At 56.3% G+C, this 26,702-nt stretch carries 25 protein-coding genes, 1 tRNA gene and 1 riboswitch; of the genes, 5 read left to right on the forward strand and 21 right to left on the reverse strand.

The features are described from left to right. Nucleotides 1-87: 87 nt before the first annotated feature. The 3 genes from metA (at nucleotide 88) to GJ1_RS18545 (ending at nucleotide 1,545) form a co-directional block, all read left to right on the forward strand. Nucleotides 88-996, forward strand: coding sequence for a homoserine O-acetyltransferase MetA (gene metA, locus GJ1_RS03175; protein WP_066228373.1), 909 nt, complete (start codon nucleotides 88-90; stop codon nucleotides 994-996). A 130-nt stretch (nucleotides 997-1,126) separates the two neighbouring features. After that, entirely contained in the window at nucleotides 1,127-1,213 is an 87-nt protein-coding gene (locus GJ1_RS17550; RefSeq protein ID WP_083509927.1) for a YjcZ family sporulation protein, read from the forward strand. A gap of 182 nt (nucleotides 1,214-1,395) precedes the next feature. Further along, nucleotides 1,396-1,545, forward strand: coding sequence for a hypothetical protein (locus GJ1_RS18545; RefSeq protein WP_167346080.1), 150 nt, complete (start codon nucleotides 1,396-1,398; stop codon nucleotides 1,543-1,545). Between the two features lie 168 nt (nucleotides 1,546-1,713). On the opposite strand, the gene cobO is transcribed toward GJ1_RS18545, so the two are convergent. The 18 genes from cobO to GJ1_RS03265 form a co-directional block, all read right to left on the reverse strand. Then, a complete protein-coding gene (gene cobO, locus GJ1_RS03180) occupies nucleotides 1,714-2,259 on the reverse strand; it encodes a cob(I)yrinic acid a,c-diamide adenosyltransferase (protein WP_066228376.1) in 546 nt (181 codons plus the stop codon). Further along, nucleotides 2,240-3,010 carry a uroporphyrinogen-III C-methyltransferase gene (gene cobA / locus GJ1_RS03185; protein ID WP_066228537.1) on the reverse strand — a complete coding sequence of 257 codons (771 nt, stop codon included), beginning with the start codon at nucleotides 3,008-3,010 and terminating at the stop codon, nucleotides 2,240-2,242. Before cobA ends, cobO begins: the two co-directional genes overlap by 20 nt. Beyond that, nucleotides 3,010-4,065 carry a nicotinate-nucleotide--dimethylbenzimidazole phosphoribosyltransferase gene (gene cobT / locus GJ1_RS03190; protein WP_174520096.1) on the reverse strand — a complete coding sequence of 352 codons (1,056 nt, stop codon included), beginning with the start codon at nucleotides 4,063-4,065 and terminating at the stop codon, nucleotides 3,010-3,012. Before cobT ends, cobA begins: the two co-directional genes overlap by 1 nt. Nucleotides 4,066-4,136: 71 nt before the next feature. Continuing rightward, nucleotides 4,137-5,651, reverse strand: a complete 1,515-nt coding sequence (locus GJ1_RS03195; protein WP_066228379.1) for a cobyric acid synthase — start codon at nucleotides 5,649-5,651, stop codon at nucleotides 4,137-4,139. After that, the gene (locus GJ1_RS03200) at nucleotides 5,644-7,008 is read right to left on the reverse strand and encodes a cobyrinic acid a,c-diamide synthase CobB (RefSeq protein WP_066228381.1); all 1,365 of its coding nucleotides are present in this window, start codon (nucleotides 7,006-7,008) and stop codon (nucleotides 5,644-5,646) included. The genes GJ1_RS03195 and GJ1_RS03200 overlap by 8 nt, the downstream gene beginning before the upstream one ends. Then, nucleotides 6,954-8,138, reverse strand: a complete 1,185-nt coding sequence (locus GJ1_RS03205) for a cobalt-precorrin 5A hydrolase (RefSeq protein WP_066228384.1) — start codon at nucleotides 8,136-8,138, stop codon at nucleotides 6,954-6,956. The genes GJ1_RS03200 and GJ1_RS03205 overlap by 55 nt, the downstream gene beginning before the upstream one ends. Nucleotide 8,139: 1 nt before the next feature. After that, the gene (gene cobM / locus GJ1_RS03210; protein WP_066228386.1) at nucleotides 8,140-8,913 is read right to left on the reverse strand and encodes a precorrin-4 C(11)-methyltransferase; all 774 of its coding nucleotides are present in this window, start codon (nucleotides 8,911-8,913) and stop codon (nucleotides 8,140-8,142) included. Then, nucleotides 8,910-9,611, reverse strand: a complete 702-nt coding sequence (gene cobI, locus GJ1_RS03215; protein WP_066228389.1) for a precorrin-2 C(20)-methyltransferase — start codon at nucleotides 9,609-9,611, stop codon at nucleotides 8,910-8,912. The genes cobM and cobI overlap by 4 nt, the downstream gene beginning before the upstream one ends. Next, the gene (locus tag GJ1_RS03220) at nucleotides 9,608-10,813 is read right to left on the reverse strand and encodes a bifunctional cobalt-precorrin-7 (C(5))-methyltransferase/cobalt-precorrin-6B (C(15))-methyltransferase (protein ID WP_066228392.1); all 1,206 of its coding nucleotides are present in this window, start codon (nucleotides 10,811-10,813) and stop codon (nucleotides 9,608-9,610) included. Before GJ1_RS03220 ends, cobI begins: the two co-directional genes overlap by 4 nt. After that, nucleotides 10,779-11,897, reverse strand: coding sequence for a cobalt-precorrin-5B (C(1))-methyltransferase (locus GJ1_RS03225; protein ID WP_066228395.1), 1,119 nt, complete (start codon nucleotides 11,895-11,897; stop codon nucleotides 10,779-10,781). The genes GJ1_RS03220 and GJ1_RS03225 overlap by 35 nt, the downstream gene beginning before the upstream one ends. A gap of 5 nt (nucleotides 11,898-11,902) precedes the next feature. Then, nucleotides 11,903-12,550, reverse strand: a complete 648-nt coding sequence (locus GJ1_RS03230; protein WP_066228397.1) for a precorrin-8X methylmutase — start codon at nucleotides 12,548-12,550, stop codon at nucleotides 11,903-11,905. 111 nt (nucleotides 12,551-12,661) lie between these two features. Continuing rightward, nucleotides 12,662-13,438 (reverse strand): precorrin-6A reductase, encoded by a 777-nt coding sequence (cobK, locus tag GJ1_RS03235; RefSeq protein ID WP_066228399.1) that lies wholly within the window; start codon nucleotides 13,436-13,438, stop codon nucleotides 12,662-12,664. Nucleotides 13,439-13,452: 14 nt separating this feature from the next. Continuing rightward, nucleotides 13,453-14,289, reverse strand: a complete 837-nt coding sequence (locus tag GJ1_RS03240) for a sirohydrochlorin chelatase (protein WP_066228403.1) — start codon at nucleotides 14,287-14,289, stop codon at nucleotides 13,453-13,455. 213 nt (nucleotides 14,290-14,502) lie between these two features. Beyond that, entirely contained in the window at nucleotides 14,503-16,299 is a 1,797-nt protein-coding gene (gene cobJ, locus GJ1_RS03245) for a precorrin-3B C(17)-methyltransferase (RefSeq protein WP_066228407.1), read from the reverse strand. A 1-nt stretch (nucleotide 16,300) separates the two neighbouring features. Then, nucleotides 16,301-17,008, reverse strand: coding sequence for a HoxN/HupN/NixA family nickel/cobalt transporter (locus tag GJ1_RS03250; protein ID WP_245629331.1), 708 nt, complete (start codon nucleotides 17,006-17,008; stop codon nucleotides 16,301-16,303). Nucleotides 17,009-17,010: 2 nt separating this feature from the next. Beyond that, a complete protein-coding gene (locus GJ1_RS03255) occupies nucleotides 17,011-17,385 on the reverse strand; it encodes a (2Fe-2S) ferredoxin domain-containing protein (RefSeq protein ID WP_066228414.1) in 375 nt (124 codons plus the stop codon). A 176-nt stretch (nucleotides 17,386-17,561) separates the two neighbouring features. Continuing rightward, a riboswitch (cobalamin riboswitch) is annotated at nucleotides 17,562-17,753 on the reverse strand. Between the two features lie 60 nt (nucleotides 17,754-17,813). Beyond that, nucleotides 17,814-18,299 carry a ribonuclease E activity regulator RraA gene (gene rraA / locus GJ1_RS03260; protein WP_066228418.1) on the reverse strand — a complete coding sequence of 162 codons (486 nt, stop codon included), beginning with the start codon at nucleotides 18,297-18,299 and terminating at the stop codon, nucleotides 17,814-17,816. 257 nt (nucleotides 18,300-18,556) lie between these two features. Next, nucleotides 18,557-18,628: transfer RNA gene (locus GJ1_RS03265), tRNA-Gln, on the reverse strand. Between the two features lie 172 nt (nucleotides 18,629-18,800). Between GJ1_RS03265 and GJ1_RS03270 the strand changes: the two genes are divergently transcribed. Further along, nucleotides 18,801-19,685 carry a glycerophosphodiester phosphodiesterase family protein gene (locus GJ1_RS03270; RefSeq protein ID WP_066228420.1) on the forward strand — a complete coding sequence of 295 codons (885 nt, stop codon included), beginning with the start codon at nucleotides 18,801-18,803 and terminating at the stop codon, nucleotides 19,683-19,685. A gap of 333 nt (nucleotides 19,686-20,018) precedes the next feature. Here GJ1_RS03270 and GJ1_RS03280 read toward each other — a convergent pair whose 3' ends face one another. Together GJ1_RS03280 and GJ1_RS03285 are read right to left on the reverse strand one after the other, a co-directional pair. Next, nucleotides 20,019-22,175: a DNA topoisomerase III gene (locus GJ1_RS03280; RefSeq protein ID WP_066228426.1), complete on the reverse strand. Its 2,157-nt coding sequence runs from the start codon at nucleotides 22,173-22,175 to the stop codon at nucleotides 20,019-20,021. A gap of 12 nt (nucleotides 22,176-22,187) precedes the next feature. Then, a complete protein-coding gene (locus GJ1_RS03285) occupies nucleotides 22,188-23,078 on the reverse strand; it encodes an aldo/keto reductase (RefSeq protein WP_066228429.1) in 891 nt (296 codons plus the stop codon). Between the two features lie 86 nt (nucleotides 23,079-23,164). On the opposite strand from GJ1_RS03285, the gene pepF reads away from it, so the two are divergent. Continuing rightward, entirely contained in the window at nucleotides 23,165-25,015 is a 1,851-nt protein-coding gene (gene pepF, locus GJ1_RS03290; protein ID WP_066228432.1) for an oligoendopeptidase F, read from the forward strand. A 162-nt stretch (nucleotides 25,016-25,177) separates the two neighbouring features. On the opposite strand, the gene GJ1_RS03295 is transcribed toward pepF, so the two are convergent. Beyond that, complete coding sequence (locus tag GJ1_RS03295; RefSeq protein ID WP_066228436.1) at nucleotides 25,178-26,650, reverse strand: nicotinate phosphoribosyltransferase; 1,473 nt, start codon at nucleotides 26,648-26,650, stop codon at nucleotides 25,178-25,180. Nucleotides 26,651-26,702 lie beyond the last annotated feature (52 nt).

Here is a 26,702-nt window from a genome sequence, read left to right on the forward strand (position 1 = left end):
CGACAGAAAAAAATGAATTGAAGAAAATCGATAAACTTTTTATAATGAAATTATTTAAAAAATGAGAACGAAACGGAGGGGACATCGTTGCCAATCAACATTCCAAAAGACTTGCCTGCCAAAGAAATTCTCGAACAAGAAAACATTTTCGTCATGGATGAAGAACGGGCGTATTCGCAAGACATCCGTCCGCTGAATATCGTGATTTTAAACTTAATGCCCAAAAAAGAAAAAGCGGAAACACAGTTGTTGCGCTTGCTGGGCAACTCGCCGCTGCAAGTGAACGTCACCTTTTTGCGCCCGGCGACTCACGAGCCGAAAACGACAAGCAAACATCATTTAGAACAATTTTACACGATTTTCCCGCACATCCGCCATCGTAAGTTCGACGGGATGATCATCACCGGAGCGCCGGTCGAGCAATTGCCGTTTGAAGAAGTTACGTATTGGGATGAGCTGACCGACATTATGGAATGGACGAAAGAAAACGTCACATCGACCTTACATATTTGTTGGGGAGCGCAAGCCGGCTTGTACTACCATTACGGCATCCCGAAATACCCGTTGCCAGAAAAATGCTTCGGCGTGTTCAACCATACAGTGGAAGTAAAAAACGTTAAGCTGTTGCGCGGCTTTGACGACGTGTTCCGCATGCCGCACTCCCGCCACACGGACGTCAGACGCGAGGACATCGAAAAGGTGCCTGAGCTGACGATTTTATCAGTCGCGGACAAAGCCGGCGTTTGCCTCGTCGCCTCCAACGACGGGCGCCGCATTTTCTTGACCGGCCATCCGGAATATGACGCGACAACGCTGAAAGAAGAATACGAACGCGACTTGGCAAAAGGATTGCCCATCCGCCTGCCGGAATCGTATTTTCCAAACGACGACCCGAGCCAGCCGCCGCTCAATACGTGGCGGTCGCATGCGAATTTGCTGTTTATCAACTGGCTCAACTACTACGTCTATCAGGAAACGCCGTACGTTTGGGAATAAAAGCTCGACAAAAAACGCGCTGCCTTTTGGCAGGGCGTTTTTCTCATTTTGGCTTATTTCGACAATTGTCCCGTTCCTTCGCGCAGCTGGCGGCATACTCTATAGTAGATTTTGCGGGGAGGTGACTCTCATGGGCGCTTGGCATGGCAATGGCTTTGCCTTGATTGTCGTCCTGTTCATTTTGTTGATCATCGTCGGTGCGGCGTTCGTTTATTAATCACTGATTGCCGCCGCCATCCGGCCGCCATGTTTGCCAGCATCCAGCCGGCTTGCAGCGGGAAAGCGGGAACACGAACGCTTCCCGCTTTTTTTATGCCAGAATGTAGACAGCCATGCATAGGAATGAAGGCATCGTCCATGCTAAACGTATGACGACGGCAGCCAAAGGAGGTGGAGCTCATGACGAAACGGCCCAACAGCGGAAGCCGCAACCAAAACGCGCCAACGCAAGACCCGATGGCGTTGCTTGACGGCCCGATGTCCGGAGACAACAGCAAAGGACGGCGGCAAAAGAAAGAACAAAATGACAAAACGGACACGGATGCATAGGCAAAATCGTTATGAGCGAGCATTTCTGTCTAGCAGCCCCTATCCCATCCAAAAAGCGGCCCCATTCGGCCGCTTTTTTGGATCGGATAGACTCGCACTTCCATCAGAATGCACACGATGCATTCTCCTTGAGGCAGAATCTTCGACCAAATGTTCACTGTTTCCCCTTCAAAACTCAATCCCTTTCATCGCCGTCGTTCCTTGTTCATGGTCATGTTTGATGAGCGTCATCTCCGTGGCGATATCTGCGGCGGCAATGAGTTCCGGGTGCGCAGCGCGCCCAGTGATGACAAGATGAAGCGACGGCGGACGCGTACGGATCAATTCAAGCACATCTTCAACCGAGACGATGTCATCCACCCGAAACCGGTCGATCGCCAAGGCATTGTTCAGTTCATCTAAAACGATGACGTCATACCGGCCAGAATGGACGCATTCCTTCGCCACTGCCCAGGCGCGCTTCAACGCTTCACGGTGAACGTCCGGCGTTTTCGTCCATGTGAAGCCGGCGCCAAGCTGGCGCACTTCAACGCCAAGGCGCTGCAGGGCCAACTGCTCGCCGTATGTGCGTTCCGGCGATTTCAAAAACTGCAAAATGACGACATTCATTCCGCGGCCAACCGCGCGCAGCGCGAGACCAAATGCGGCGGTCGTTTTTCCTTTGCCATCGCCAGTATAGACAATCACCCGCCCATTATGACGTTGTACCGGCAACCGCCTCGCCTCCTTGCCGTTCCGGAAACCATCGCAGCATCTCACGCAGGCGGACGACATCGCCAATGATGATAATGGCCGGATGGGAAATGCCCGCCTTTTCCGCTTCTAACGGCAATGTGGAGAGCGCCGACGCCACTGTGCGCTGCCGCTCGGTCGTTCCCCATTCGATGATCGCCGCAGGTGTCTCCGCTGCTTTTCCGGCGGCAATGAGCCGGCGGCAAATGTCCAGCAAGCTCGCCGCCCCCATGTAGACGACGATCGTATCGCACCCGCGGGCCAACGCTTCCCAGTCGACCGATTGACTCCGATGCCCGGTGACAATCGCTACGGAAGCGGCGTAATCGCGGTGGGTGACGGGAATGCCGGCGTACGCCGGAACGGCGATGCCGGAAGTCACCCCGGGAACGATTTCAAACGGAATGCCGGCTTTCGCCAATACTTCCGCCTCTTCGCCGGCGCGGCCAAAGACGCACGGATCGCCGCCTTTTAAGCGGACGACCGTTTTTCCTTCCTGTGCACGCTGAATGAGCAAGTCATGGATTTGTTCTTGAACCGTGTCATGTTTTCCCGGCTCTTTGCCGCAATAAAGAAGCTCAGCGCCCGGCTTCGCATAGCGCAGCAACTTCCGGTTGATGAGCCGGTCGTAAATAATGACATCCGCCTGTTCCAAACAATCGCGTCCATAGACGGTGATCAGCTTTTCATCGCCGGGCCCGGCGCCGACTAAATACACTTTGCCAACCGCCATCATTCCTTCTCCCCTTTCACGCCCGTGGTAGAAACGCCTGCCGAAGCGAATGTCGCCATTTCATTCACCATCGCCGCTGCGGACACCAAGAGCGGAAACGCCACGGCCGCGCCGCTTCCTTCGCCAAGGCGCATATGCAAATCTAAAAGCGGCTCTTTCCCCAGTAAGCCAAGGGCAATGCTATGGCCCGGCTCTTGCGAACGATGGCCGGCGATCATATAATCGACGACGCTCGGGGCAAACTGGCGGGCAACAAGGGCAGCCACCGTGCAAATAAATCCGTCAAGCAAAATCGGGATGCGTCGCTCGGCAGCCGCCAACATAGCGCCGGCCATGGCGGCGATCTCGAGCCCTCCTATTTTTGCGAGCCATTCGAGCGGCTTCGCCGGATCCGGACGGTGAAGCGTAAGCGCCCGGCGGATGACATCCCGCTTATGTTGCAGCCGTTCTTCGTCAATGCCGCTTCCTTTGCCGACGATGCGCTCGAGCGGTTCATCAGTCAACGTAGCCAATAAGGCGCTCGCGGCGGTCGTATTGCCGATTCCCATCTCGCCGACAATGAGCGTGCGGGCGCCTTGCGCAATGATGGACCCCGCCTGTTCGCAGCCGATGCGAAGCGCCTGTTCCGCTTCAGCCGGCGTCATCGCTTCTGTTTTGGCGAAATTGTTCGTTCCGGGGCGCACTTTTTTCGCAATGATCCGTCCATCAGCGATCGGCGCGGCGACACCCACGTCCACAACCCGAAGCAACGCGCCGATTTGCCGGCTGAAGACGTTGATCGCTGCTCCACCGTTGGCAAAGTTATGCACCATTTGCGCTGTCACTTCGGCCGGATAGGCAGACACCCCTTCTTCCGTGACGCCATGATCGGCCGCAAACACGAGCACTCCGGGCGGAGCCACGCGCGGGAGCAGCTCTCCGGTCATTCCAGCGAGCTCAGCCGCCACTTCTTCAAGCCGTCCGAGGCTGCCGGGCGGTTTGGTCAATTCATCAATATAGGTGCGCGCCTGTTCAACTATTTCACGGCGGATCGGTGGAATCGAAATATTCATCATGTTCGCGCAACATCCCCGCATCGAGCGGGAAACATGCGCCTTCCTCCTTTCCCCTTCTAGCAATATATCGTTCACAGCACCGATGATCGTTTCTGAAATTCATGCATCATTTGTTCAATCCGTTCGATTGCGACGTGCTGCCGAACGTGGGCGGCGAGCCGGTCAAACGCCTCCGCCTTCAAGGAACGAAAGCGTACCGAGCCGGATGGGGAAAGCCCTTTTTGGCGGCGAATGGCATTGAAAAACGCGGTGCGAAAGGCGTCGTTATGAAACAAATCATGCATGTACGTGCCGAACACATGCTCATCCATGCTCTTTGCCCCTTCCTGGCGGCCGTCCGCTTCAACAAGCGGCGCATAGCCGGGAAGCGGCGTCGAGCGCCCCATATGAATCTCATATCCTTGCACCGAAAACCGCTCGCCCGCCCACGTAAGCATCCCTTCCGCGCGGATAGTGATTTTCGTCCGCTCCAACGTCGTTTCAATCGGCAGCAAACCAAGCCCTTTGACTTCCGGAAGCGGCGTCTCGACGCCGTACGGATCGCGGATGGCGGCGCCGAGCATTTGATAGCCGCCGCATAAGCCGACAACTCTCGTTTTTCCCTCATGGACAAGCGATACGATGCGGGAGGCGAGCCCCCGTTTTTTCATATAAATCAAGTCTTCGATCGTATTTTTGCTTCCCGGAAGCACAATCACATCTGGCTCCCCGAGTTCATCTACATGTGTCACCAACCGGACGCGGCAGTCTGATTCGGCTAACAACGGGTCGATGTCGGTGAAATTAGCGATTTTCGGATAGCGGATGACGGCGACATCAATCGCCCGCTCTCTGTCAGCGGATAAAGCAAAACGCTGAAGCGCCAGCGAATCTTCGGCATCGATCGCCAAGTCAGGCAAATATGGGACGACGCCAAGCACCGGCACGCCGGTGTATCGTTCAAACCAGTCAAGCCCCGGCTCAAGCAGTGACACATCGCCATGAAACTTGTTGATGATGACGCCAATCACCCGCTTTCGGTCCTCAGGCGCAAGCAGCGCCAGCGTCCCGACGAGGCTGGCGAACACCCCGCCTCGTTCAATATCGCCAATCAACACGACCGGGGCGTTGGCGAGGCGAGCGATGCGCATGTTGACGAGTTCGCGGTCATTTAAGTTCACTTCGGCCGGGCTCCCCGCCCCTTCGATCACCAGCCGATCGTATTCGTTCATTAACGTGTCAAGCGACTGCTTGATCACGGCCAGCCCCTGATGAAAAAACTCGTTCCGGTAGGCGAACGCCGGCATATTGCCATACGGCCGTCCAAGCACGACAATTTGTGATTCATTGGCGCGGCTTGGCTTCAGTAAAATCGGGTTCATCTCGGCGCGGGCTGGCACGCCAGCCGCTTCGGCTTGGATGCCTTGCGCCCGGCCGATTTCTTTCCCGTCCGGCGTCACGTACGAATTGAGCGACATGTTTTGCGACTTAAACGGTGCCGTTTTCCAGCCGTCTTGGGCGAAAATGCGGCAAAATGCCGTGGCGATCACGCTTTTGCCGGCATCGGAATGAGTGCCTTGAAACATGATCGGCAGCGCCTTAGCCATTGGTTGCCACCTTCTCACATTCAGCGAGCCATCGCTCAACCATTGCCGGAGCAGAAGCAAAATGGAAATGGACGTAGCCGGCGACAAGCCGATGCGCTAGATAACCATCCGGCTTTGAGCCAAACCGCCCGCTCGTTTCATAGGCAAATGGTGCCTCGCCCCTCGGTTCATATACAGAGTAATGAAACTCATGCCCGCGCGCCCGTTCTCCTTCCGGCAACAGGAAGTTTCCTCTCCGCCCGCGCACTTCGCGGTACCCAAGCGCCGCGAGCTTCGTCTTCATCACCACTCTCCCCGGGATGACGCCTGCCATCTCATAGGCCGTGCCGTCCGTCGTGACAAGCTGCTCGGTAAGAAACATAAATCCGCCGCACTCGGCCAATGTCGGCATCCCTTGTTCAATGGCGGCGCGGATCGACTGCTTGACCGCCGTTTGCGCGGCAAGCCTAGCGGCAAACTCCTCGGGGAACCCCCCGCCGATATACAATCCGTTGACCCCTTTTGGAAGCGGCTCGCCGGCGAGCGGGGAAAAATAGACAAGCTCTGCGCCGCAGGCGGCCAGCATCTCGAGATTTTCCGGATAGTAAAAATGGAAAGCCGCATCTTTGGCAACCGCCACGCGCGCCCGGTAGCGCCGCAAAGGCCGAATGAGCGGGTGCGGTGGATCCAGCGCGGGCGCTTCCGCGATGGCTAGGAGCGTCTCCCAATCGACGGTTTGCGCCACCTTTTGCCCAAGTTCGGCAAAAAACGAATCCAGCTCGCCGCGCTCCACCGACGGCACAAGTCCTAAATGGCGCTCCGGCAGCGCCAACGCGTCGTCTTGTGTAAGAAACCCGATGACCGGCACCCCGCACGTTTGCTCGACCGCCGCTTTGACAAGCCGAAAATGCCCCTCGCTGCCGACGCGGTTGGCAAATACGCCAGCGATGCGCACATCGGGGCGAAACATTTGAAACCCACGGACGATGGCCGCGGCGCTGCGGGCCATGCCAGCGCAATCGACGACAAGCAGCACCGGGCTTTCGGTCAACGCGGCGATGTCAGCCGTCGATCCTTCATCGGAGAGCGGCTGTTTTCCGTCAAACAGCCCCATCACTCCTTCGATGATGGCGAGATCCGCCCCGACGCAGCCATTGGCGAGCACTGTTTTGACCGCTTCCTTTCCCATCATCCAACTGTCCACGTTGCGCGCCGGACGCCCGGTGACGGCCGTATGGTAGGTCGGATCGATGTAATCCGGTCCGCATTTAAACCCTTGCACCGTATATCCTTGCTGCTTCAGTGCCGCCATCAAACCGAGCGTTACGGTCGTTTTGCCGGCGCCGCTTCCCGGTGCGGCGATGACGAGTCGTCGCATGGCTCGCTCCCCTTTCTGCGTCTGTGGTCTATCAATGCCACCGAAATCGTCACATTGCCGGACTTCTTTTTCACGAGCGCCATCTGATCGGCCCCGCTGTACAATTTCGCCGCCGGCTCGCTCACCCCATACGCGCCGGTGTAGCGGTAGACGGTCTCGGATGGCGCTTCGATCGGCACCTCGTTCAGCTCCTCTGGCGTATACGCAACAAATTCCCATCCATATTTGTTTACTACCTCTAAAAGTCCTTGCTCATCCTTTTTCAAGTCAATTGTGCACACTGCCTTGATGCTTTTTATCGAAAAACGAAGCTCCGCAAGCGTCTCATGGATGACCGCTTCAATTTCGTCCGCCGATGTGCCGCGGTTGCAGCCGATGCCAAGAGCGATGACTTTTGGACGATACAGGACGCCGTTTTGCAAAATCGCTTCTTCTTCCGGATCAAGAAGCCGATGGGTGACGACAAGCGCGGCCGCCGGGCGGGCGGCAAGCGCGGCATTGATCGAGTCGTACACGGTGATGTTTTTCGGCAACGGCCGCCCCTCCGGCCACCAACCCGTCTCCCCCGACTCTTGCACAATGGCGACCGGTTCTTCATTGACGACGGCCGCGCTCACCGGCGTCAGCTTGTCAGCCGATTCCCATTCCCAGCCGAACTGGCGGCCGAACAGATCGACAGCGATCGTCTGCTGCACGTCGGAAGCGGTCGTAATGACCGGGCGGGCGCCTAAAATGGCGGCAACGCGCCGCGTCAACTCATTCGCCCCGCCGAGGTGGCCGGAAAGAACGCTGATCGCATGTTCCGCCTTATCATCGATCACCACGACCGCAGGATCGGTCTTTTTATCTTTTAACAGCGGAGCGATCATCCGCACGACGGCGCCGAGTGAAATGATGCAAATGAGGCCGTCATAGCGGGCGAACAACTCCGGCAGCAACGTCTTGACGTTGCCGGAAAACAGGCGGATCCCGTTCTCGGTTTCATCGCCGCGGGCAAATTTATCTGTATAATAGACATCTGCCCCCGCAAGGGTGCGTCCGAGCCGACGGGCAATCTCCACGCCGTGCTTCGTAATGGCTACGACCGCATAGACGCCGTGTCTTTCGTTGTTCGTGTCAGCAACCCCCACCTTACTTCTCCCCCTTTCGGTATCCGTGCGTAAACGTACGGTCATACAGTTTCGAACGGTAGCCGCGTTCATGAATGTGCGGATCGAGCGCCCAACCGGCCAATATGATGGCATGCTTCGTCACCCCGTGCCGGCGCATATCGTCCGCCAATGCGGCAACGGTGGAGCGAATCACGACTTCATCCGGCCATGTCGCTTTATAAACGACCGCCACCGGCGTCTCTGGGCTCCAGCCCGCTTCAAGGAGCGCGGACGACACTTTTTTGGCCAGCGTCGCGCTTAAAAAAAGGACAATGGTGCAATGATGTTTTGCGAGCTCCTGCAATTTCTCGAGCGGCGGCATCGGCGTTCGCCCCTCAGCGCGCGTGAAAACGACCGTTTGCGTCAACTCCGGGATGGTGAGTTCGGCCTGCACGGCGGCCGCGGCGGCAAACGCCGAACTGACGCCGGGGACGATTTCCACTTCAATTCCGTCTTCTTTCAACAAGGCAATTTGCTCAAGCGTCGCTCCGTAAATCGACGGATCCCCCGTATGGACGCGGACGACAAGTCGTCCTTGTTTCACTTGCTCCGCCATCGCCGCGACCATTTCTTCTAAATGCATGCCGGCGGTATGGAAAACATCAGCGCCCGGCTTCCGATAGCGCTCGATCAATTCCGCGCTGACAAGCGAATCCGTGTAAAAAATGGCGTCCGCCGCGGCCAACAGCTCCGCCCCGCGGACAGTGATCAAATCCGGCGCGCCCGGCCCCGCTCCTACGATATACAGCTTCACTTTCTCACCACCATCAATGTCAAATATTCGAGCTCTGCTCCGTCGAGCTCCTCGATCTTCCACACCACTTCCTCGCCGGACGTCACTTTCGTCACCACCGCGGCGCGATGAAGCAAATCGAGCTCACGCAAGAGGCGAATCATCAAATCGATCACTTTCGCCACTTTAAAAAAGACGACGCAATCATGCTGAAGAAGCACCGCTTTCATCGCTTCATAATCGTCGCGGGCTGGCACGATCGCCACTTGCTCGTCGCCGTCGGCAAGCGGCAGACGCAGCCGGGCGGCAGCGGCGTTTGCCGAACTGACGCCGGGAACGACTTCGATCGGCGCTTCCGGGTAGCGCCGTTCCATCACGTGCATCAAATGGATGAACGTGCTGTACAAAAGCGGGTCGCCTTCGGTGACAAACGCGACATCGCGTCCGGCCGACAGCTCCGCCCAAATGGCATCCGCCGCCTCGTTCCACTTCGGCTCAAGCACAGCTGGGTCTTTTGTCATCGGAAAATGGAGGCCGAGCCGCCGTTTTTCCTCTGGAGCAAAATACGCATCAATGATTTGTTCGGCATAGCTTTTGCTTTGCCGGCCTTTTTTTGGATAGGCGATGACATCCGCCTCTTTTAAGCGGCGGTACGCTTTCACCGTCATGAGCTCCGGGTCGCCCGGACCAACACCGATGCCGTACAACGTTCCGATCATTCGTCTCCCTCCCGCTTCGCAGCAATGATGTACACCGGATTGAGCGCCTCAAAGCGCGTCAAGTCTAAAATCGGCTTGCTTCGCGACACTTGCGCGAGGGTGATGTCGACATGAAACCCGCGTTCGCCGAGCTCGCGGCCCGCTTCGGAAAGCGTCTCGATCGTTGCTGCATTGATGACGATGCGTCCGTTCCGTTTCAAGCGGCGGCAGCACACGTCCAACAGCGGAGCCATCGCGCCGGACGTGCCGCCGATAAAGATGGCGTCCGGGTCGGCAAATTCATCGAGCCGATCGGGCGCCCTACCGTGCACAAGCGTGATGTCAACGCGGAATTTTCGCAAGTTTTGCCGGCAAATCTCAAGGTCGTATTCATTTTTTTCAATGGCAAACACCGCCCCGTCGCGGGCGATCTTTGCCGCTTCAATCGCGACCGAACCCGTGCACGTCCCAATGTCCCAGACGACGCTGTCCGGGCGCAAGCGCAAGGCGCTTACGCTTAAGACGCGAATTTCTTTCTTTGTAATTAGCCCTTTATCTGGTTTGCGTTGGAAAAATTCGTCATCGTCAATACCGAGCGGCCAAACCGGACCGGGAGCGGTTTGCCGCAAAATAACTATATTTAATGGAAGAAACTCGGCTTCCGCCATTTCTTCCAGCTTAAAAAAGCGGCAGCGCTCATTCGGACCGCCGAGCTCCTCGCCGACAAACGCTTCATATTCCGTCATGCCGTACTCGAGCAAATAGCGGGCGATGGCGGCCGGTGAATTCGTCTCATCTGTTAAAATCGCCACTTTTCGCCGCCCATCAATGCGCTGCGCCAAGCCGGTGAGCGGACGGCCATGGACGCTGATGAACGCCGCGTCTTGCCAAGACTCGCCCATTTTGGCAAACGCCCATTGCACCGAGCTGACGGCCGGATACACTTCAATCGGCAATTTGCCGGCCAAATAGCTGCCAATCCCATAAAAGAGCGGATCGCCGGACGCGAGCACAACTGTATTGCGCGTCTCATGGCGGAGCCGCTCCACAAGCTCCGCCAGCCCGCGGCGGATGACGATCGTTTCTCCCTTGTATTCCGGAAACATCGCAAGTTGCCGTTCGCCGCCGACAAGCAGCTCGCTTTCTATGATCCATCGCTTATACAAATCGGGGAGGCTCGCTTGCCCGTCAGCCCCCACGCCGATCAACTTCATCGTCCCCATCGATCTGCACCGCCTTTCCTAATCGTTGCCCGTTCATCGTATAAATGGACGTGGCCACCGTCAGGCCTCCTCCGACTTCGTTGAGCGCCGCCCGGCAGCACGCTGCGCACAATAGCTCGAAAAACTTCGTGCAACCGGCTTCTTGCATCATGTCGCCGACTTGCGCCGCCGTGTTCGCTTCACGCACCGCGGCCACCAGCTCGGAAGGGGCGCCGGCTTGCTCAGCGAGCGCCGCCAAAAAACCGAAGTCAACCGGAGCGCTTTTCGAGTGCACCATCATCACACCTTGGGCGACTTTCGAAAATTTTCCCATCATCCCGACCATCGACACCGTCTTGATGCCAAGCCGTTTGCATTGCTTCAGCGTAAACCCGACAAAATCGCCCATTTCGATAAATGCTTCTTCCGGCAAATGGGGATATTCTTGCATGGCGTATTTCTCGCTCCGTCCCCCAGTCGTGATGACGACATGACAGCAGCCGTTCGCCTTCGCCACTTGAAGCGCCTGCACGATGCTCGCCCGATAGGCGGCGGTGGAGAACGGGACGACAATGCCGCGCGTCCCTAAAATCGAAATGCCGCCCATGATGCCAAGTCTCGGATTCAACGTTTTTTTGGCGATCTCTTCGCCGCCGGGAACGGAAATGACGACATTCACCCCGCGATTTAGGCCGTATTGCTCAAGCACCTCGCCGACCGCTTCGCGGATCATTTGCCGCGGCACTGGATTGATCGCCGCCTCCCCAACCGGCACCGGCAAACCCGGCTTCGTCACCCGCCCGACCCCTTCGCCGCCGTCAATATGAACGCCAGACGAAGAAGCCCACGAGACGGTGGAAACGATGAGCGCGCCATGCGTCGCATCCGGGTCATCCCCGCCGTCTTTCACGACCGCAGCCGTCGCCGTTTCGCCATCAAGCGAACAGGAGGCGAGCGAAAAGGTCACCATTCGTCCGATCGGCAGGCGGATCGTCGCTTTCGCCTGCTCCTTGCCGGTAATGAGCGCTGTGAGCGCCGCTTTGGTCGCCGCTGTCGCGCACGATCCGGTCGTATACCCTTCACGCAGCGTTTTTTTCGTTTCCATCGCCGTCACTCTCGCTCAGCGAGCAGCGATAAGGCGTTCAAGGCGGCGACGGTCACCGTGCTTCCTCCTTTTCGCCCGCAGTTGGTGATGAACGGCACATCGAGCTTCGCCAATTCTTCTTTCGATTCCGCCGCCGAAACGAATCCGACCGGCAAGCCGATCACAAGCCCCGGCCGCGCCTCTCCTTCTTTGATGAGGCGAATGAGCTCCAATAGCGCCGTCGGGGCGTTGCCGATGGCAAAAATGCCGCCTTCCGCCTCTTTCACCGCTTTGCGCATAGCGACAATCGCCCTTGTCGTGTTCAACCGCTTCGCTTCGGCGATCACATCTTCATCCGAAATATAAACGCGCACCGCGCTGCCGAATTTCTTGAGCCGCGCTTGATTGACGCCGGCTTGCACCATTTGCACATCGGCGACGACGAGCTTGCCGTTCCGAATGGCTTCAATGCCTGAACGGATCGCATCTGGGTGGAAAATGAGGCTTTTGCCCAGCTCAAAATCAGCCGATGCGTGGATGACGCGCTGAACGATTCGATATTGTTCTTCCGTAAATGAATGCTCCCCGATTTCCTCATCAATGAGTTGAAAGCTGCGCGCTTCGATTTGTTCCGGCTGCACCGTCACCGGTCGGAACGTTGTATGAAAATCCATTCGTATTCGCTCCTTTCTCAAGATCATGGCATCGCTGAAATCCACGGTTCACTTAAACTGGCTTTTTTTTTTTGCACCTTGTCTCACCAACTTGCCTCTTTTTTTGCCTCCTTATGCGGTTGGAAGCGGCGCGTGTTGCTTCAACACATTAAGCACGCCGGCAAAATCGTGATGCACGATGCCGTACGACAACCGCGGGCGGCGGATGACGATCACCTCAATGCCAAGCTCTTCAGCGGCGGCGATTTTCTCATCGACAAACCCGACTTTGCCGCTTTCTTTCGTGACGACGACCGTGACGCCGAAATGGCGGTATAGCGCCCGATCGAGCTCTTTCGTAAACGGCCCTTGCATCATGACGATCTGCTCTTGGGAAAACCCGAGCTGCTCGCATTTGTCGAGATTGTCTTTTCGCGGCAGCATCCGCGCGATCACCTTGACGTTTGGGCGGCCGATGAGCCTCGCGGCAAAAATGTCGAGCGTTTTGCTGCCGGTTGTGAGCATGACGACGCCGCCTTTTTCCGCCGCCAATTCGGCCGCTTCTTCATAGCTGTCGACAAAGGTCACCTTATCGGACGCAATCGAAGAAGCCTGCCGCTCGTAGCGGATATATGGCAATTGGGCCTCAGCCGCCGCCTGCATGGCGTTTTTCGACGCTTCTTCGGCAAATGGATGGCTTGCATCGACGATCGCTTTCGCCCCTTCGGCTTTGGCCAGCTTGGCAAGCTGGGATGCGTCTAAACGGCCGACATAAGTGCGGATGCCGGCAGCTTCGAGCTGTTCGGCCGCGTGATCGGTGACGACCGTCGCAGCCACGTTATAGCCGGCTTGTTGGATCATCACCGCCAATTCGCGGGCATCGCTTGTTCCGGCTAACAATAAAATCATCGACGCTTCCTCCTTCAATGATGGTGGTGATGATGATGGTGATGGTGATGATGGGCGGCGTGCAGCCGGTATTGGCATACGTCGCAGTTCATCGCCACCGTTTGAGCGAGCACTTCTTGGAGGCGGTCAAGCACGATATCCATCAGTTTCGGATGAAAACCGAAATAATCCGCAAGCGCAAACGAGACGTGCGGATGGTCGAGGCGGTATTGCGCCACTTGCCGCTCAAGCCGCTTAATAAGGATGCCGGTGAATAAAAAATACGGAAGAACAACGATCCGCCTAGCTCCGAGCATGAGACAGCGGCGGACAGCGTCATCAAGCGACGGCGTCGTCACGCCCATAAACGCCGGCTCGATGAGCGCATAACCCGTCTGTTCCCAAAACAAGCGGGCGATTTTATACAAATCGCTGTTCGCATCCGGATCGCTCCCGCCGCGGCCGAGCAAAATGACCGCCGTTCCGTGATCTGGCCGCTCTGGCCGCTCGCCGATTTCTTGCAATCGCTCGCGCAAAATCGCAAACGTCTGTTCATGCACGCCAATCGGCCGTCCGTACCGGAATGAGATGTGCGGATAGCGCTTCTTTGCCTCATCAATTTCCGCCGGGATATGAAGCTTTGAGTGCCCAGCCGGCAATAAAATGAGCGGAACGACCGCCACTTCCGTTGCCCCTGCTTCGGCGCATCGTTCGATTCCTTCACTGATCGACGGACGCCCGAATTCAAGGAAACACGTTTCTACATGAAACGATGCGTCCAGCCGCGGCCCCAGCCGCTCAACAAACTGCTGCACTTGCTCATTTCCTTCCGGGTCGCGGCTCCCATGGCCGACAAATAAAATGGCTCTCATCCTTGTTTTCCCCCTTTTGTATAGCGGACGTCTTCCGCCGTTCCCTATAAGCGCAATGACCCAATGGGCGTTTCATCCAAATACGAGGCGCCCATCTATGCTCTTTTATGGAGCCAGCCGGTTATTCGATCGACTGTCGGAAAAAGATGCGTCGCTTCGACACCAACGACATCTGCAGACGTTCAAGCTGCACTTATATAACGCATGCTTCCGTCACTCACCGCAAGCCGGCGTTTCGATGGACGCGGCCGGTTTTGCCTCTTCGTGTGAAAAACGTCCGACTTGCTTCACGCGGCGGAAAAACTTATGAAACCGTTCATTTGGATGTGCTTGTTCTTGATACTGTTCGATGATTTCTGCCATAACCGCCACAATCTCTTCCGGCGGAATGCCTTCAGCGACAAGCTGGCCGGGATGGGCGTTGCGGCCGACCGTTTTCCCGCCCAAAAACAAATCAAATTTCCCTTTCCGATACACAAGCCCGATGTCTTCGCGCACCGCGCCGTAGCACGCCATCCCGCAGCCGTTGATGCCAAGCTTCAACTCTTTCGGCAGCGCCATGCCGCCAAATCGGCGAGCCAATTCCTCCGCGTATGGAATGGCGTCTTTTTTCTCTCCATCGCAAAAATCACATGCCTTCACCGTCAGCACATCACCGACCGGCATGACCGTCAGCCCTGCGGCAACGAGACGAGCCACAAGCCCGTCTGGATCCTCCGTCATCCGTTCGATTTTCATATAATGGTCTGGCGTGTACGTCATTTTCCCATCGGGCCCGACGATTTCCGCGAGCACGAGGAGCTGTTCCGGAGTGAACTGTTTATTGGCCACGCCCGGGCTCACCGCCGCTTCCAACAACACGGCCGCCGTCTTTCTTGTTTTCCGTCTCTCTAAAGCGGCGAGCGCGTCTTCGGCTGTTTCTTTCACCCGTTTTGGCGCGGCGGTCGGCTGCCGTTCCGCTGTTTTTGCCAGCGGCGCGGCAAGCGTCGGCAAAACGGCAGCCGGCGGCGTTGGCTCGGCCTCCTTAGTGACCGTGGCAACAGACGACGGTCGAACCGCGGTGGCCAAGGCGGTGAAAGCACGATCCTTCTGGTTGCCGCCAGCGAGGACAGCCGCTTCGGACGGCCCTGATGCCCCCGGTGCCCCCGTGCTTCCTTCGTCCTCATCTTTCAGCGGTTTCGTCTGGTCAAGCGCCCACGGCTCCGCTTCTTTGCGCAGCCGTTCATGCGGTTTGAGCGGCTGGACGGCGGCTGCTAGTTGATACTTGCGCTGGTAGCCGCGCGGCGTGATCATCACGCCGTCATGGACGAATGTCGTTGAGTTGCCGATAATGACCGTCGTCAACATGCCGATCTCATGGTCAAGCATATGCGCCAAATCAGTGAGCACGATGTGCTGGCGTTCACGGTACGCGCTTTTCACCAGACCGACCGGGGTTTCCGGAGACCGGTGGCGGAGCAGGATGCGCTGCGCTTCGATAATTTGCCGGGTGCGCCGCCCGCTTTTCGGGTTGTACAAGGCGATGACAAAGTCAGCGGCCGCCGCGGCTTCGAGCCGCTTTTCAATCAGCTCCCACGGCGTCAAATGGTCGCTTAAGCTGATCGTGCACGCATCGTGCATAATCGGCGCTCCAAGCAAAGCGGCGCACGAATGGATGGCGGAAATGCCGGGAATGACTTCGACTTCGATCGAACTATCTTTCGTCCACCCTTTTTCGATCAGCACTTCATACACGAGCCCGGCCATGCCGTACAACCCGGCGTCGCCGCTTGAGATGACGGCAACCGTTTTGCCGCGCTCGGCCCATTTCACCGCCGCTTGGGCGCGGCTCACTTCTTCGGTCATGCCGGTGCTGATGATCTCCTTTCCGGCAATGAGGTCGCGCACGAGTTCAATGTACGTTTTGTAACCGATGATGACGTCGCTTTCTTCAATCGCTTCCCGAGCCCGTTTCGTCATATGGTCGACGCTTCCCGGGCCAAAGCCGACGATGAGCAATTTGCCGCCCACTTTACAGCCCCCCTCTCCATATCTCGATTATCATCGACATCCCTAACCATATGCTGTAGATCCCTGTGACCGCACCAAGGACATAAAACAGCCGTTCCCGCTGCTTTGCTTTCCAAAATCCCCACGATAATCCAGCCGCTGTGGCAATCGTCGCAATGAGCAAGCCGGCGACAAACAGCACAAGCTGAAGGACAGCGGCGCTCACATGCACTTTTCCGGCCGCGTGGGTGATAATGGCTAGCTGGGTCGGGCTTTCGACGCCAATGCCATGAATGATGCCGATGATCAAGGCGCCAACCCAACCAACATGCGAAAAAGAACGGAAACTGTCCATTTCCCGCCTTCCCCGCAGCCATCGAGTAACCGTATGGCCGAACTCATAAAGGAGCTGAAACCGGCTTTTCACCTCACCCCGCCGAAAAAGAGAAAAAAGCATCATCCCGCCAAGAAGCACAAGCGTACCGCCAACTAAGAGCTCAATGGCGGCGGCTGACGACTCGGGAAGCCGGGCGCCGACCACGAGCGCCGCCACCCCCATGACAAACACGATCGCTCCGTGTCCAATAGCGTACATGATTCCGAGCGCCAACTGCTGTCTTCGCCGCGACTCGCTTCCGACCATATCCGCAATGGCCGCGACATGGTCGCTGTCCATCCCATGACGCATACCGAGAAATATCGCTAACATTACATAACTGGCCCATTCCATCATTACGTCCCCCTCTTTCGAACGCCAATAACCGACTCCGTCCCACCAAGACGGGTCAACCCGTCTTCACGATATTCATACGCCGCCCACGCGCGAAGCGGCTCGCCGTTTTGCAAATGGCGATGGACGACCTCTTTTGCCTTCTCCGGCGTCATCAGCCGGTACCAGACGCCGTCCGGGTAGACGATCATCACGCACGCGTCTTGGCAGCGGCCGTTGCAGCGCGTTCTTGTCGTATGAACCGCATCATCAAGCCCGAGACGGGCGATTTCCTCACGCACTGCCATCGTCACGTCATCGCCGCCATGGCGCAGGCACGTCCCGCCGTTGCAAATGAATACATGACGCCTCATTCCTCGCAAATCCCACGTCGCCATCGAATCCCCCTTTTGCTAGAGTGATAGAGAGCAAAAACGGTTCCGCCTTTTTCAGGCAAAAGAAAAAGCACCTCTACAGCAGAGGTGCAGAAAAATACCCATGTAGGCATAAATATGCCAAAAGAGCCTATTCGGCCATCATTCTTCCGCACGTCTGCCTATAGTCCCGTAGGCATCCGTCCGCTCCAAACAAGGCAGGTCTCCTGACTTAGGATCATCGCTTGGCGGCGTCTTCCCGAAGCAGCCTTCAGTGACTTATTGCCGCAAAGCTCCCCATCACAGTGGCGGGTACCGTGCCGGATTTTCACCGGGCTTCCCTTTTCACCCAAGCCCTAAGCGGGCCAGGCACCTTGTTTGTCTTACCGCCATATATGCGCTGTCATGGAACAAGCATCCTTTTTCATCGTAGTACAACTCGATAGCGGCCGTCAACCGTTTTTTGCCGACAAATCTTCGCGGGCGACGACAACGCCGTCCGCATCCGCGTACACGTACGCCCCCGGCTCCCAGCGGACGCCGCCGAACTCAAGCGTCACGTCGCGCGATCCTTTTCCCTCTTTTTTGCTTTTTACCGGGCATGTGCCGATCGCCATCACTCCAAGCGGCATGGCGCCGATTTCCGCCGAATCGCGGATGCAGCCGTGAATAATAACGCCGGCAAGCCCCCTCTCGCAAGCGATTTGCGCCAGCCGGTCGCCTAATAGCGCGACGCGGCGCGATCCTTTTCCGTCGACAACCAACACCGTCCCCGGCGGCACCGTCTCCAGCGCTTCGCGGACAAGAACGTTGTCCTCAAACACATCGACCGTGGCAATCGGCCCGGAAAACGCCCGCTTTCCGCCGTATGATTGGAACGGCAATTCGCATACTTGCAACTTTTCTAAAAATTGGTCGCATAAATCGGCTGTTTTCATTGTCGCTCTCCCCTTTCACTTTTTGCATTCGCCGCCATTGACCAAAATCCTTCTGCCTCAGCAGTTTTTTTGTCGACGATCTTTCATTCGGGCGGCTGACACGAACGCGTCGATGTTAACCAAACCGTTGTGTGGCCGTAAATCGCTTCGATTGATCTCGCCGCTCGCACCGAATCCATAAAAAAACGGCCTCGCGTCCGAAAAGACGGAGGCCGTTTTCGCCGTTCCAAAGCCCTCCGGATTGGCCGACCGTTCAGCTGGGCTAGCTGGATTCGAACCAGCGCATCACGGAGTCAAAGTCCGTTGCCTTACCGCTTGGCTATAGCCCAACGTTTTGTTGCCATTTACAGTATGCGGCATGAATCGGCTCTTTATGCGCAAAAACGAATATCATTTTGCCGCACGCGGCACAATACAAATACATTTTGCCGTGTCTTTCTCTACTTTTTACACCCTCTTCATCTGCACATGGTATGATCCAAAACAGAAAGGGGAACAACGTTGCGCCGAACCGCCGCCCTCCATCGATGGCTTTATGTGTTGTTTTTGTTATGGCTGCCGCTCGGCCTCGCTGCTTCAACTGCTTCACAGCCGTCCGTCACCTCTGAACCGATCATCATCGCCCATCGCGGCGCTTCCGGGCATGCGCCCGAGCATACACTGTCATCCTATCGCCTCGCTGCCCGCATGCACGCGGGCTATATAGAAATCGATGTGCAAATGACAAAAGACCAAAAGATGATCGCTATCCATGACACCACCCTTGCCCGAACGACGAACGCCGAAAGCATCTACCCGAACCGCGCTCCATGGCGGGTCAGCGACTTTTCGCTCAACGAGCTGAAGGGGCTTGACGCCGGATCTTGGTTTGATGGGCGTTTTGCCGCTGAACGGATTCCGACACTTGACGAAGTGGTCAACATGTTAAAAACGGAACATATCCAAACCCCTTTATACATTGAAACAAAGCAGCCCGGCATCGAAGCAGCCGTCGTCCGCCTATTGCAAAAGAAAGGCTATTTGCAGCCAGGCCGCGCCATGTTTCAATCGTTTCACCCGGAAAGCTTGCAAGCGCTAAAGGTGATGATCCCACGCGGCATTGCGCTCATTCAACTCGTCGGGGAAAATGAAGCGTGCCATAGCGATCCGGTCAAGCTATTGCAGCGAATCGCGGTCTATGCCGATGGCATCGGCTTGCCGATTTCACTCGCGACTAAAGAGTGGGTGCGTACCGCCCATAGCCTAGGGCTTATCGTCCACATCTACACCGTCAACGAACCGCGCGATCTCGCGCGCCTATGCGCAATCGGCATTGACGGCCTGTTCACCGATTATCCAGACCGCCCTGCCCGCATCGGCGTGTGCCGGCGTCCGCCCCATCCGTAACCTAATGTTGGGGCGATCGCTCATTTGTTTACATAATAAAATTATAGTTTATTGATGTTTCCGCTTTGTTTCCATTTCGTGTATAATTTTAGTATGAATGAGCGAAAGGGGATACGATCATGTGGACAATCACCAATTACGAAAACGGCCCGAAGACCCTCCCCGGCCCGCTCTTTCACGAATCGCAAACCTAGCTTGGCAAACAGCAAAAAACAGCTTCCGAACATCGTTTTCTCGTTGGGCGGTCGACTGTGCATGGCCATACGAAAAGGTGTCCCATTGCCTTCGGGGACACCTTCGTTTAGCCAATGGCGCTCCTGATTGATAAAGGACTCACCGTTTTGGAAACTGAAACGACAGCTTCTTCTCGTCCCCGTCCCAAACAAGCGCGGCATCAAACGTTTTCTCGCCTTTTTTGAATCCTTTGATGACGTTCGTTTTCCCTTGCGAGAGCAGCTTTTTCACATTCGCCGCCGAAATCGTTTTGCCGAGAATGCGTTTGGAAATCGTAAACGAACAGTTCGTTTTCCCGTACTGGTCGCAGCCGTACAACACTCCTTTGTCGACGACCGTACCGCCGCAAAGCGGGCACGGACCGAGCTTCTCTCCTATTGTTTTTTTCGCTTTCGCCCGCTGGATCGAGGCGGTGTCCAGCCCATTGAAATTCCAATTTGGCGCGGCGGCGATGGCGTCAACGACGACTTTTTGCGCCAACTTTTTCACCTGTTCCATAAACGCGGCTGGCGAGGCGTTCCCTTCGCCGATTTCGCTTAGGCGCTGCTCCCATTTCGCTGTCATTTCCGGCGAGGAGAGAATCGTGCCGCCAAGCGCCTCGATCAACACTTTCGCCTTGTCAGTCGCATACACAAGATTGTTTTTCACCTCAATATACTTCCGCTCTTTTAACATCGTAATGATCGCCGCCCTTGTCGCCTCCGTGCCGAGCCCCTCCGTTTTGGCGAGCACTTTCTCCAGTTCTTCATCGTCCAAAAATTTTCCCGCTGTTTTCATCAAGGTGATGAGTTCGCCTTCCGTATACCGTTTCGGCGGCTCGGTTTTTCCTTCTTTCACCCTTACAGCGGCCACTTCACCTGCCTCACCTCGCTCAAGCGACGGGAGCACAGCGTCTTTCTCCTCCTCATGCGGGCGGATGACCGCGCGCCATCCTTCCTCGATGACCTGTCTTCCTTTCGAAACGAAGCGGGCCCGGCCATCAACGTGCGTCGTGACGGTCGTATAATCGATGACCGCTGGGCGGTGGTGGGCGGCAAGCAAACGGCGGACGACTAAATCGTACACTTTCCGCTCATCGGCCGACAGCTTCTCCGGGTCAACGACTTGCTCGGTCGGAATGATCGCGTAATGGTCGGTCACTTTTTTCTCGTTTACATAACGTTTATTTTGTAAAATCGATGAGTTCGGCAGAGGAAAATACGACGCGTACACCGGAAACGATGACAGTTTTTGCAAAATAACCGGAAACGTTTCCGCTTCCCCTCTCGTCACATGCATCGAATCGGAACGTGGATACGAAACAATTCCTTTTTGGTAGAGCGATTGCAGCACGTCAAGCGTCTTTTTCGGAGAGAAGCGGTACAACTTGTTTGCTGTCGCCTGCAGCGTCGACAAGTTGAACAACAGCGGCGGCTGATACGTTTTCCGCTCCGTGCGGATGTCGGCGACTTCCGCTCGTTTTCCTTGGCAAAAGGCGGCGATGTTTTTCGCCATCGCCTCATCTTTGAGGCGCGTCTGCCCGTCTTCATCCGTCCATTTTCCTTCATAGCGCTTGTCGCCGATGACAAACGAAGCGACGACTTCCCAAAACGGCTCGGGGCGGAACTGTTCGATTTCCCGTTCACGTCGAACGATCAGCGCCAATGTCGGCGTCTGCACGCGCCCGACAGAAAAGACGTCGTTCATCCCGCGCTCCTTCAGCAAGAGGCTGTACACACGCGAAGCGTTCATACCGACAAGCCAGTCGGCGCAAGCGCGGGCGTACGCTTCCTCATAGAGCGGGCGCGTCGTCCGCTCATCAAGCAGGCGGCGGAACCCTTCCTCGATCGCCTTCGGGGTCAAGGACGACAGCCAAAGCCGCTTCATCGGCTTGTTCACGCCGCTCATGCGGATGAGGTTGCGCACGATCAGCTCCCCTTCGCGCCCCGCATCGCCGGCGTGGATAATTTCCGTCACTTCCGGCTTTCGCAGCAATTCTTTCACAACCTTGAACTGTTTCGCCTTCGCTTTTTCGATCTCATACTCGAACCGTTCCGGGATGATCGGCAGCGTGTTAAGCGTCCACCGCTTCCACTCGGGGCGGTATCGCTCGGGCGGGGCGAGTTGGAACAAATGTCCGATCGCCCATGTCATATACGCCCCGTCGGGAAACAAGTCGTTCGGCTTAATTTCGATATATCCTTGCCGCTTTTGATGCGGAAAAATAGAGGCGAGCGTCGCCGCTTGGTCCGGCTTTTCCGCGATAATGACTTTCATCGTCCTCTCCCCTTACGGCACATCATGCCCCATGGAGCTTTGCAAAATGGCGAACCATTGCTCGCGGGAAAGCGGAAGCGACAACGCCCGCACCGCCCGCTCAATGCGCTCTCGTTTTCCCGAGCCGACAATCGGCATCATCCGCGCCGGATGAACAAGAAGCCATGCGTACAGCACCTCATCGATCGTCTCGGCGCCGAGTTCTTCTCGCACCTGTTCAAGCGCGCCGCGCAGCCGCACGGCCCGCTCGTCATTCGCGGAAAACACCGCCCCGCCGGCGAGCGGCGACCACACCATCGGCGGCACCCGCTTCTCGAGGCAAAGGTCAAGCGTGCCGTCTTCGAAGTTTTCAAGCCGGTACGCCGATACTTCGATTTGGTTGGTGACAAGCGGAAAGGGCAAATACGATTGCAACATGTCCCAGTGCGAACGTTTAAAGTTGGAAACGCCAAAATAGCGCACTTTTCCATCCTGCTTGAGTTGGAGAAACGCCTCGGCCACCTCTTCCGGGTTCATAAACGGATCCGGGCGGTGGATAAGCAATACATCAATATAATCGGTATGGAAGTGTCGAAGGGATTGCTCAACCGAAGCGATGATATGATTTTTGCTTGTATCGTATAATTTCATCCCGTACTTCGATGGCAGCTTGATGCCGCATTTCGTCACGATCTCGATCCGGGCGCGCAAGCTCGGCTTTAACGCCAACGCTTCGCCAAAGCGCGATTCGCATGTGTAGTTGCCGTAAATATCAGCATGGTCAAACGTCGTAATACCGCGCTCAAGACAAAATTCAATGAGCGACAGCAGCTGCTCGCGGGAATAGCCCCAGTCCGCAAGCCGCCAACAGCCGTGAATAAGGCGGGAAAAAGTCAAACCGTCCGCTAAACGAATTCGTTCCATTGATCGTCTCCCTTTCTTTTTTGGCTAAAAGCGTTCCGTTTGCGCATACTACCAACAAGAGGAAAAAACGGAAAGGACGTGATGACATGAAGCGCCGGCTCGTTGGTCTCTTGGCGGTGTTTCTCCTTGCTGCCCCATGGCAAACATTCGCCGCCGAAACCGCATATGAATGGAATGTGGCCGACATTTACCCATCCGAACACGAATGGATGCGCGACTATAAGGCGGTGCAAAACGCCTTGCCGAAACTGGCGGCGTTTGAAGGGAAGCTTGACGATGCAAAGACGATCGCCCAGCTGTTCGCCCTAAACGAACAAACGGCCCGCAAGCTGGAAAAACTGTCGCTTTACGCCCGCCTAAAGCGCGACCTCAACATTGAAGACGAAGCGGCGGCCCGCCTTGGCGCCAAGGTGGAAACGCTCGCCGCCCGATACGCGGCGAAAACAGCGTTCATCGAACCGGAGCTGCTCGCCCTCCCAGAGCGGACGCTCAGGAAGCTCCAAAAAAGCAAACCGCTGAAGGCGTATCGCTATTACTTTAATGAGTTGCGCGAACAAAAGCCGCATACCCTAACGAAACGTGAGGAACAGCTGCTCGCTAAGCTCGCGCCGGCGCTCGGCGAAGCGGAAAACATTTATGACCACGCCGCCCGCGGCGATTACGAGCCGCCGTCCATACGCACGCCGGACGGAAAAACAGTGACGCTGACCGATGACCGGTACGCTACCGCACTCCAACATCCGGACCGCCGTTACCGGAAGGCGGCGTTTGAAGCGAAAGCGAAAAGCTATGAGGCGCTCGAGCAGACCGCCGCGGCGACGCTGTACGCCTCCGTCAAAACGGATGAGCTGTACGCGAGCGTGCGCCGCTATCCATCCGGCCTCGCCGCCGCGCTTGCCGCCGACGATGTGCCGAAGGAAGTGTTCGACAACTTGATCACCGCCGTCCGCCGCCATTTGCCGGCGCTGCACCGCTATGTCGAACTGCGGCGGCGTGCGCTCGGGCTTGACCGCGTCCATAGCTATGACTTGTACGTACCGCTTGTCGGTGAAACAATGAAGCCGATTCCGGTCGAAACAGCGAAGACGTTGATTTTGGAAGGGCTCAAGCCGCTCGGCGCCGACTATATCAAACAGGTGCACCGAGCGTTTCAAGAACGATGGCTTGATGTCTACCCGCGCCCAAAAAAATATACCGGCGGCTACAACACGGGAGCGTATGACACCCATCCGTTCATTTTGCTCAATTACAACGGTTCGCTTGATGGCGTGTTGACGATGGCGCATGAGCTCGGACACGCCATGCATTCCGTATACACGAACCGCGCGCAGCCGTACCATTATTCCGGCCATTCGATTTTCACCGCTGAAGTCGCCTCGACAGCGAACGAATGGCTGATGCTCGATTACTTGTATAAGCAAGCGAAAACAAAGGATGAAAAGCTCCGCCTGCTGATGGAACAAATCGAACAAATCCGCGGCACATTGTACATACAAGTGATGTATTCCGAATTTGAGCGGATGATTCATGACAAAGTGCGCCAAGGCGGCAGCTTGACGGCGGACGAACTGAACCAACTATGGCTTCGCCTGCTGAAAACGTATTACGGCCCCGAGTACGCCGCTGATCCCGGCGCCGCGCGCGGCTGGCTGCGCATCCCGCATTTTTATGACGCCTTTTACGTCTACAAATACGCGACCTCCCTCGCCGCCTCGTACGCCATCGTGAGCGACATCAAAAACGACAAAAGCGGCGAAGCAGTGAAGCGGTACAAACAGTTTTTGCGCTCCGGCGCATCCGATGACCCGATCCGCCTGCTAAAGCGAGCCGGGGTTGATATGACAAACCCTGAACCGATCAAGCGCGTCTTGCGCCATTTCACCATGCTCGTTGACGAACTGGACAAACAGCTGCCAAGCAAAAAAACACAGCCATGAACGGAAAGGTGTCCCATCTCGCCATGGGACACCTTCTCCTGACAGCGCATCGGCTTCATCCATTTCCCGCCTTGAGAGTTGTCGGGAGCGCCATATGCACCCCGCCATTCGTTCGCCTTTCCTTTTCGCCCCTTCCGGGCTTGTCCGCAGAGTGGCGGATGTTTACTCTTTCGTCGGCATGCGCGCGATCGTTTCTTTCACTTTGCGGATGTTTTCCATCTTATTGTCCCAACACGCTTGGCTCAAATCGACGGGATATTGCTCTGGATTGAGCGTCCGTTTGTACTCCTCCCAAAACAGGCGCAAACTTTCTTTCGCATACGCCTGAATGTCCCGAAGCGGGGGCGGCGTATACACGAGCCGGCCGTTGTCGAAGATCGTCACATGCAAGTCGCGCGCTTCAAAATTGGTGACGAATTTGCTGATAAAGGTATAAACCGGATGGAACATTTTCAGCCGCTCTTCTTGCTGCGGATTTTCGCTTTCCAAAGCGATGTAGTCGCCTTCCGCTTTTTGATTGATTTTATTGACGATGCGATACACCCGCTTCAGCCCCGGGGTCGTCACTTTTTCCGGATTGCCGCTGATTTTGATCGTGTCGATCATCTCGCCGTTTTCATTTTCAATCGCCACCATTTTATAAACGGCGCCTAACGCCGGCTGATCATATGCGGTGATCAATTTCGTGCCGATTCCCCACACATCAATTTTTGCCCCTTGCGATTTCAAGTTTAAAATCGTATCTTCGTCCAGATCGTTCGAGGCGAAAATTTTCGCGTTCGGAAATCCAGCTTCATCGAGCATTTTCCGCGCTTCTTTTGACAAATAGGCGAGGTCGCCGCTGTCGATGCGGATGCCGATAAAGTTGATTTGGTCGCCCAGCTCCTTAGCGACGCGAATGGCGTTTGGCACTCCCGATTTCAATGTATCGTACGTATCGACAAGAAATACGCAGTCTTTATGGCGGCGTGCATATTTCAAAAACGCGACATATTCATCCTGATACGCTTGAATCATCGAATGGGCGTGCGTCCCGGCGACCGGAATGCCAAACAGCTTCCCAGCGCGCACGTTTGATGTCGCCTCAATCCCGCCGATATACGCCGCGCGCGCGCCCCATAGCGCCGCATCCATCTCCTGCGCCCGCCGGCTGCCGAACTCCAAGGCCGGCTCGTCCCCGAGAATATGCTTAATGCGCGACGCTTTCGTGGCGATGAGCGTCTGAAAATTGATGATGTTTAAAATGGCGGTTTCGATGAGCTGCGCCTCCGCAAGCGGCGCCTCAATGCGCATGATCGGCTCGTTGGCGAACACGATTTCCCCTTCGCGCATCGAACGGACCGTGCCGGTGAAGCGAAGCGTCCGCAAATAGTCTAAAAAGTCATCACGGTAGCCAAGCTCATGCCGCAAATAGTCGATGTCGCTGTCGGAAAAACGGAACTGTTGCAAAAACTGAATGACGCGCTCAAGCCCAGCGAACACCGCATAGCCGTTGCCAAACGGCAGCTTGCGGAAAAACACCTCAAACACGGCGCGGCGCTCATGCATGCCGTCTTCCCAATACGTCTCGACCATGTTGATTTGATATAAGTCCGTATGAAGCATCAAACTGTCATCGGCATATTTTTCGTTCATGAATTTGCAACCTCCAACACACGAATGACTGCGCCGCCGAATCGAAAAGAAC

It is taken from the genome of Geobacillus jurassicus NBRC 107829, assembly GCF_001544315.1.
GTDB lineage: Bacteria > Bacillota > Bacilli > Bacillales > Anoxybacillaceae > Geobacillus > Geobacillus jurassicus.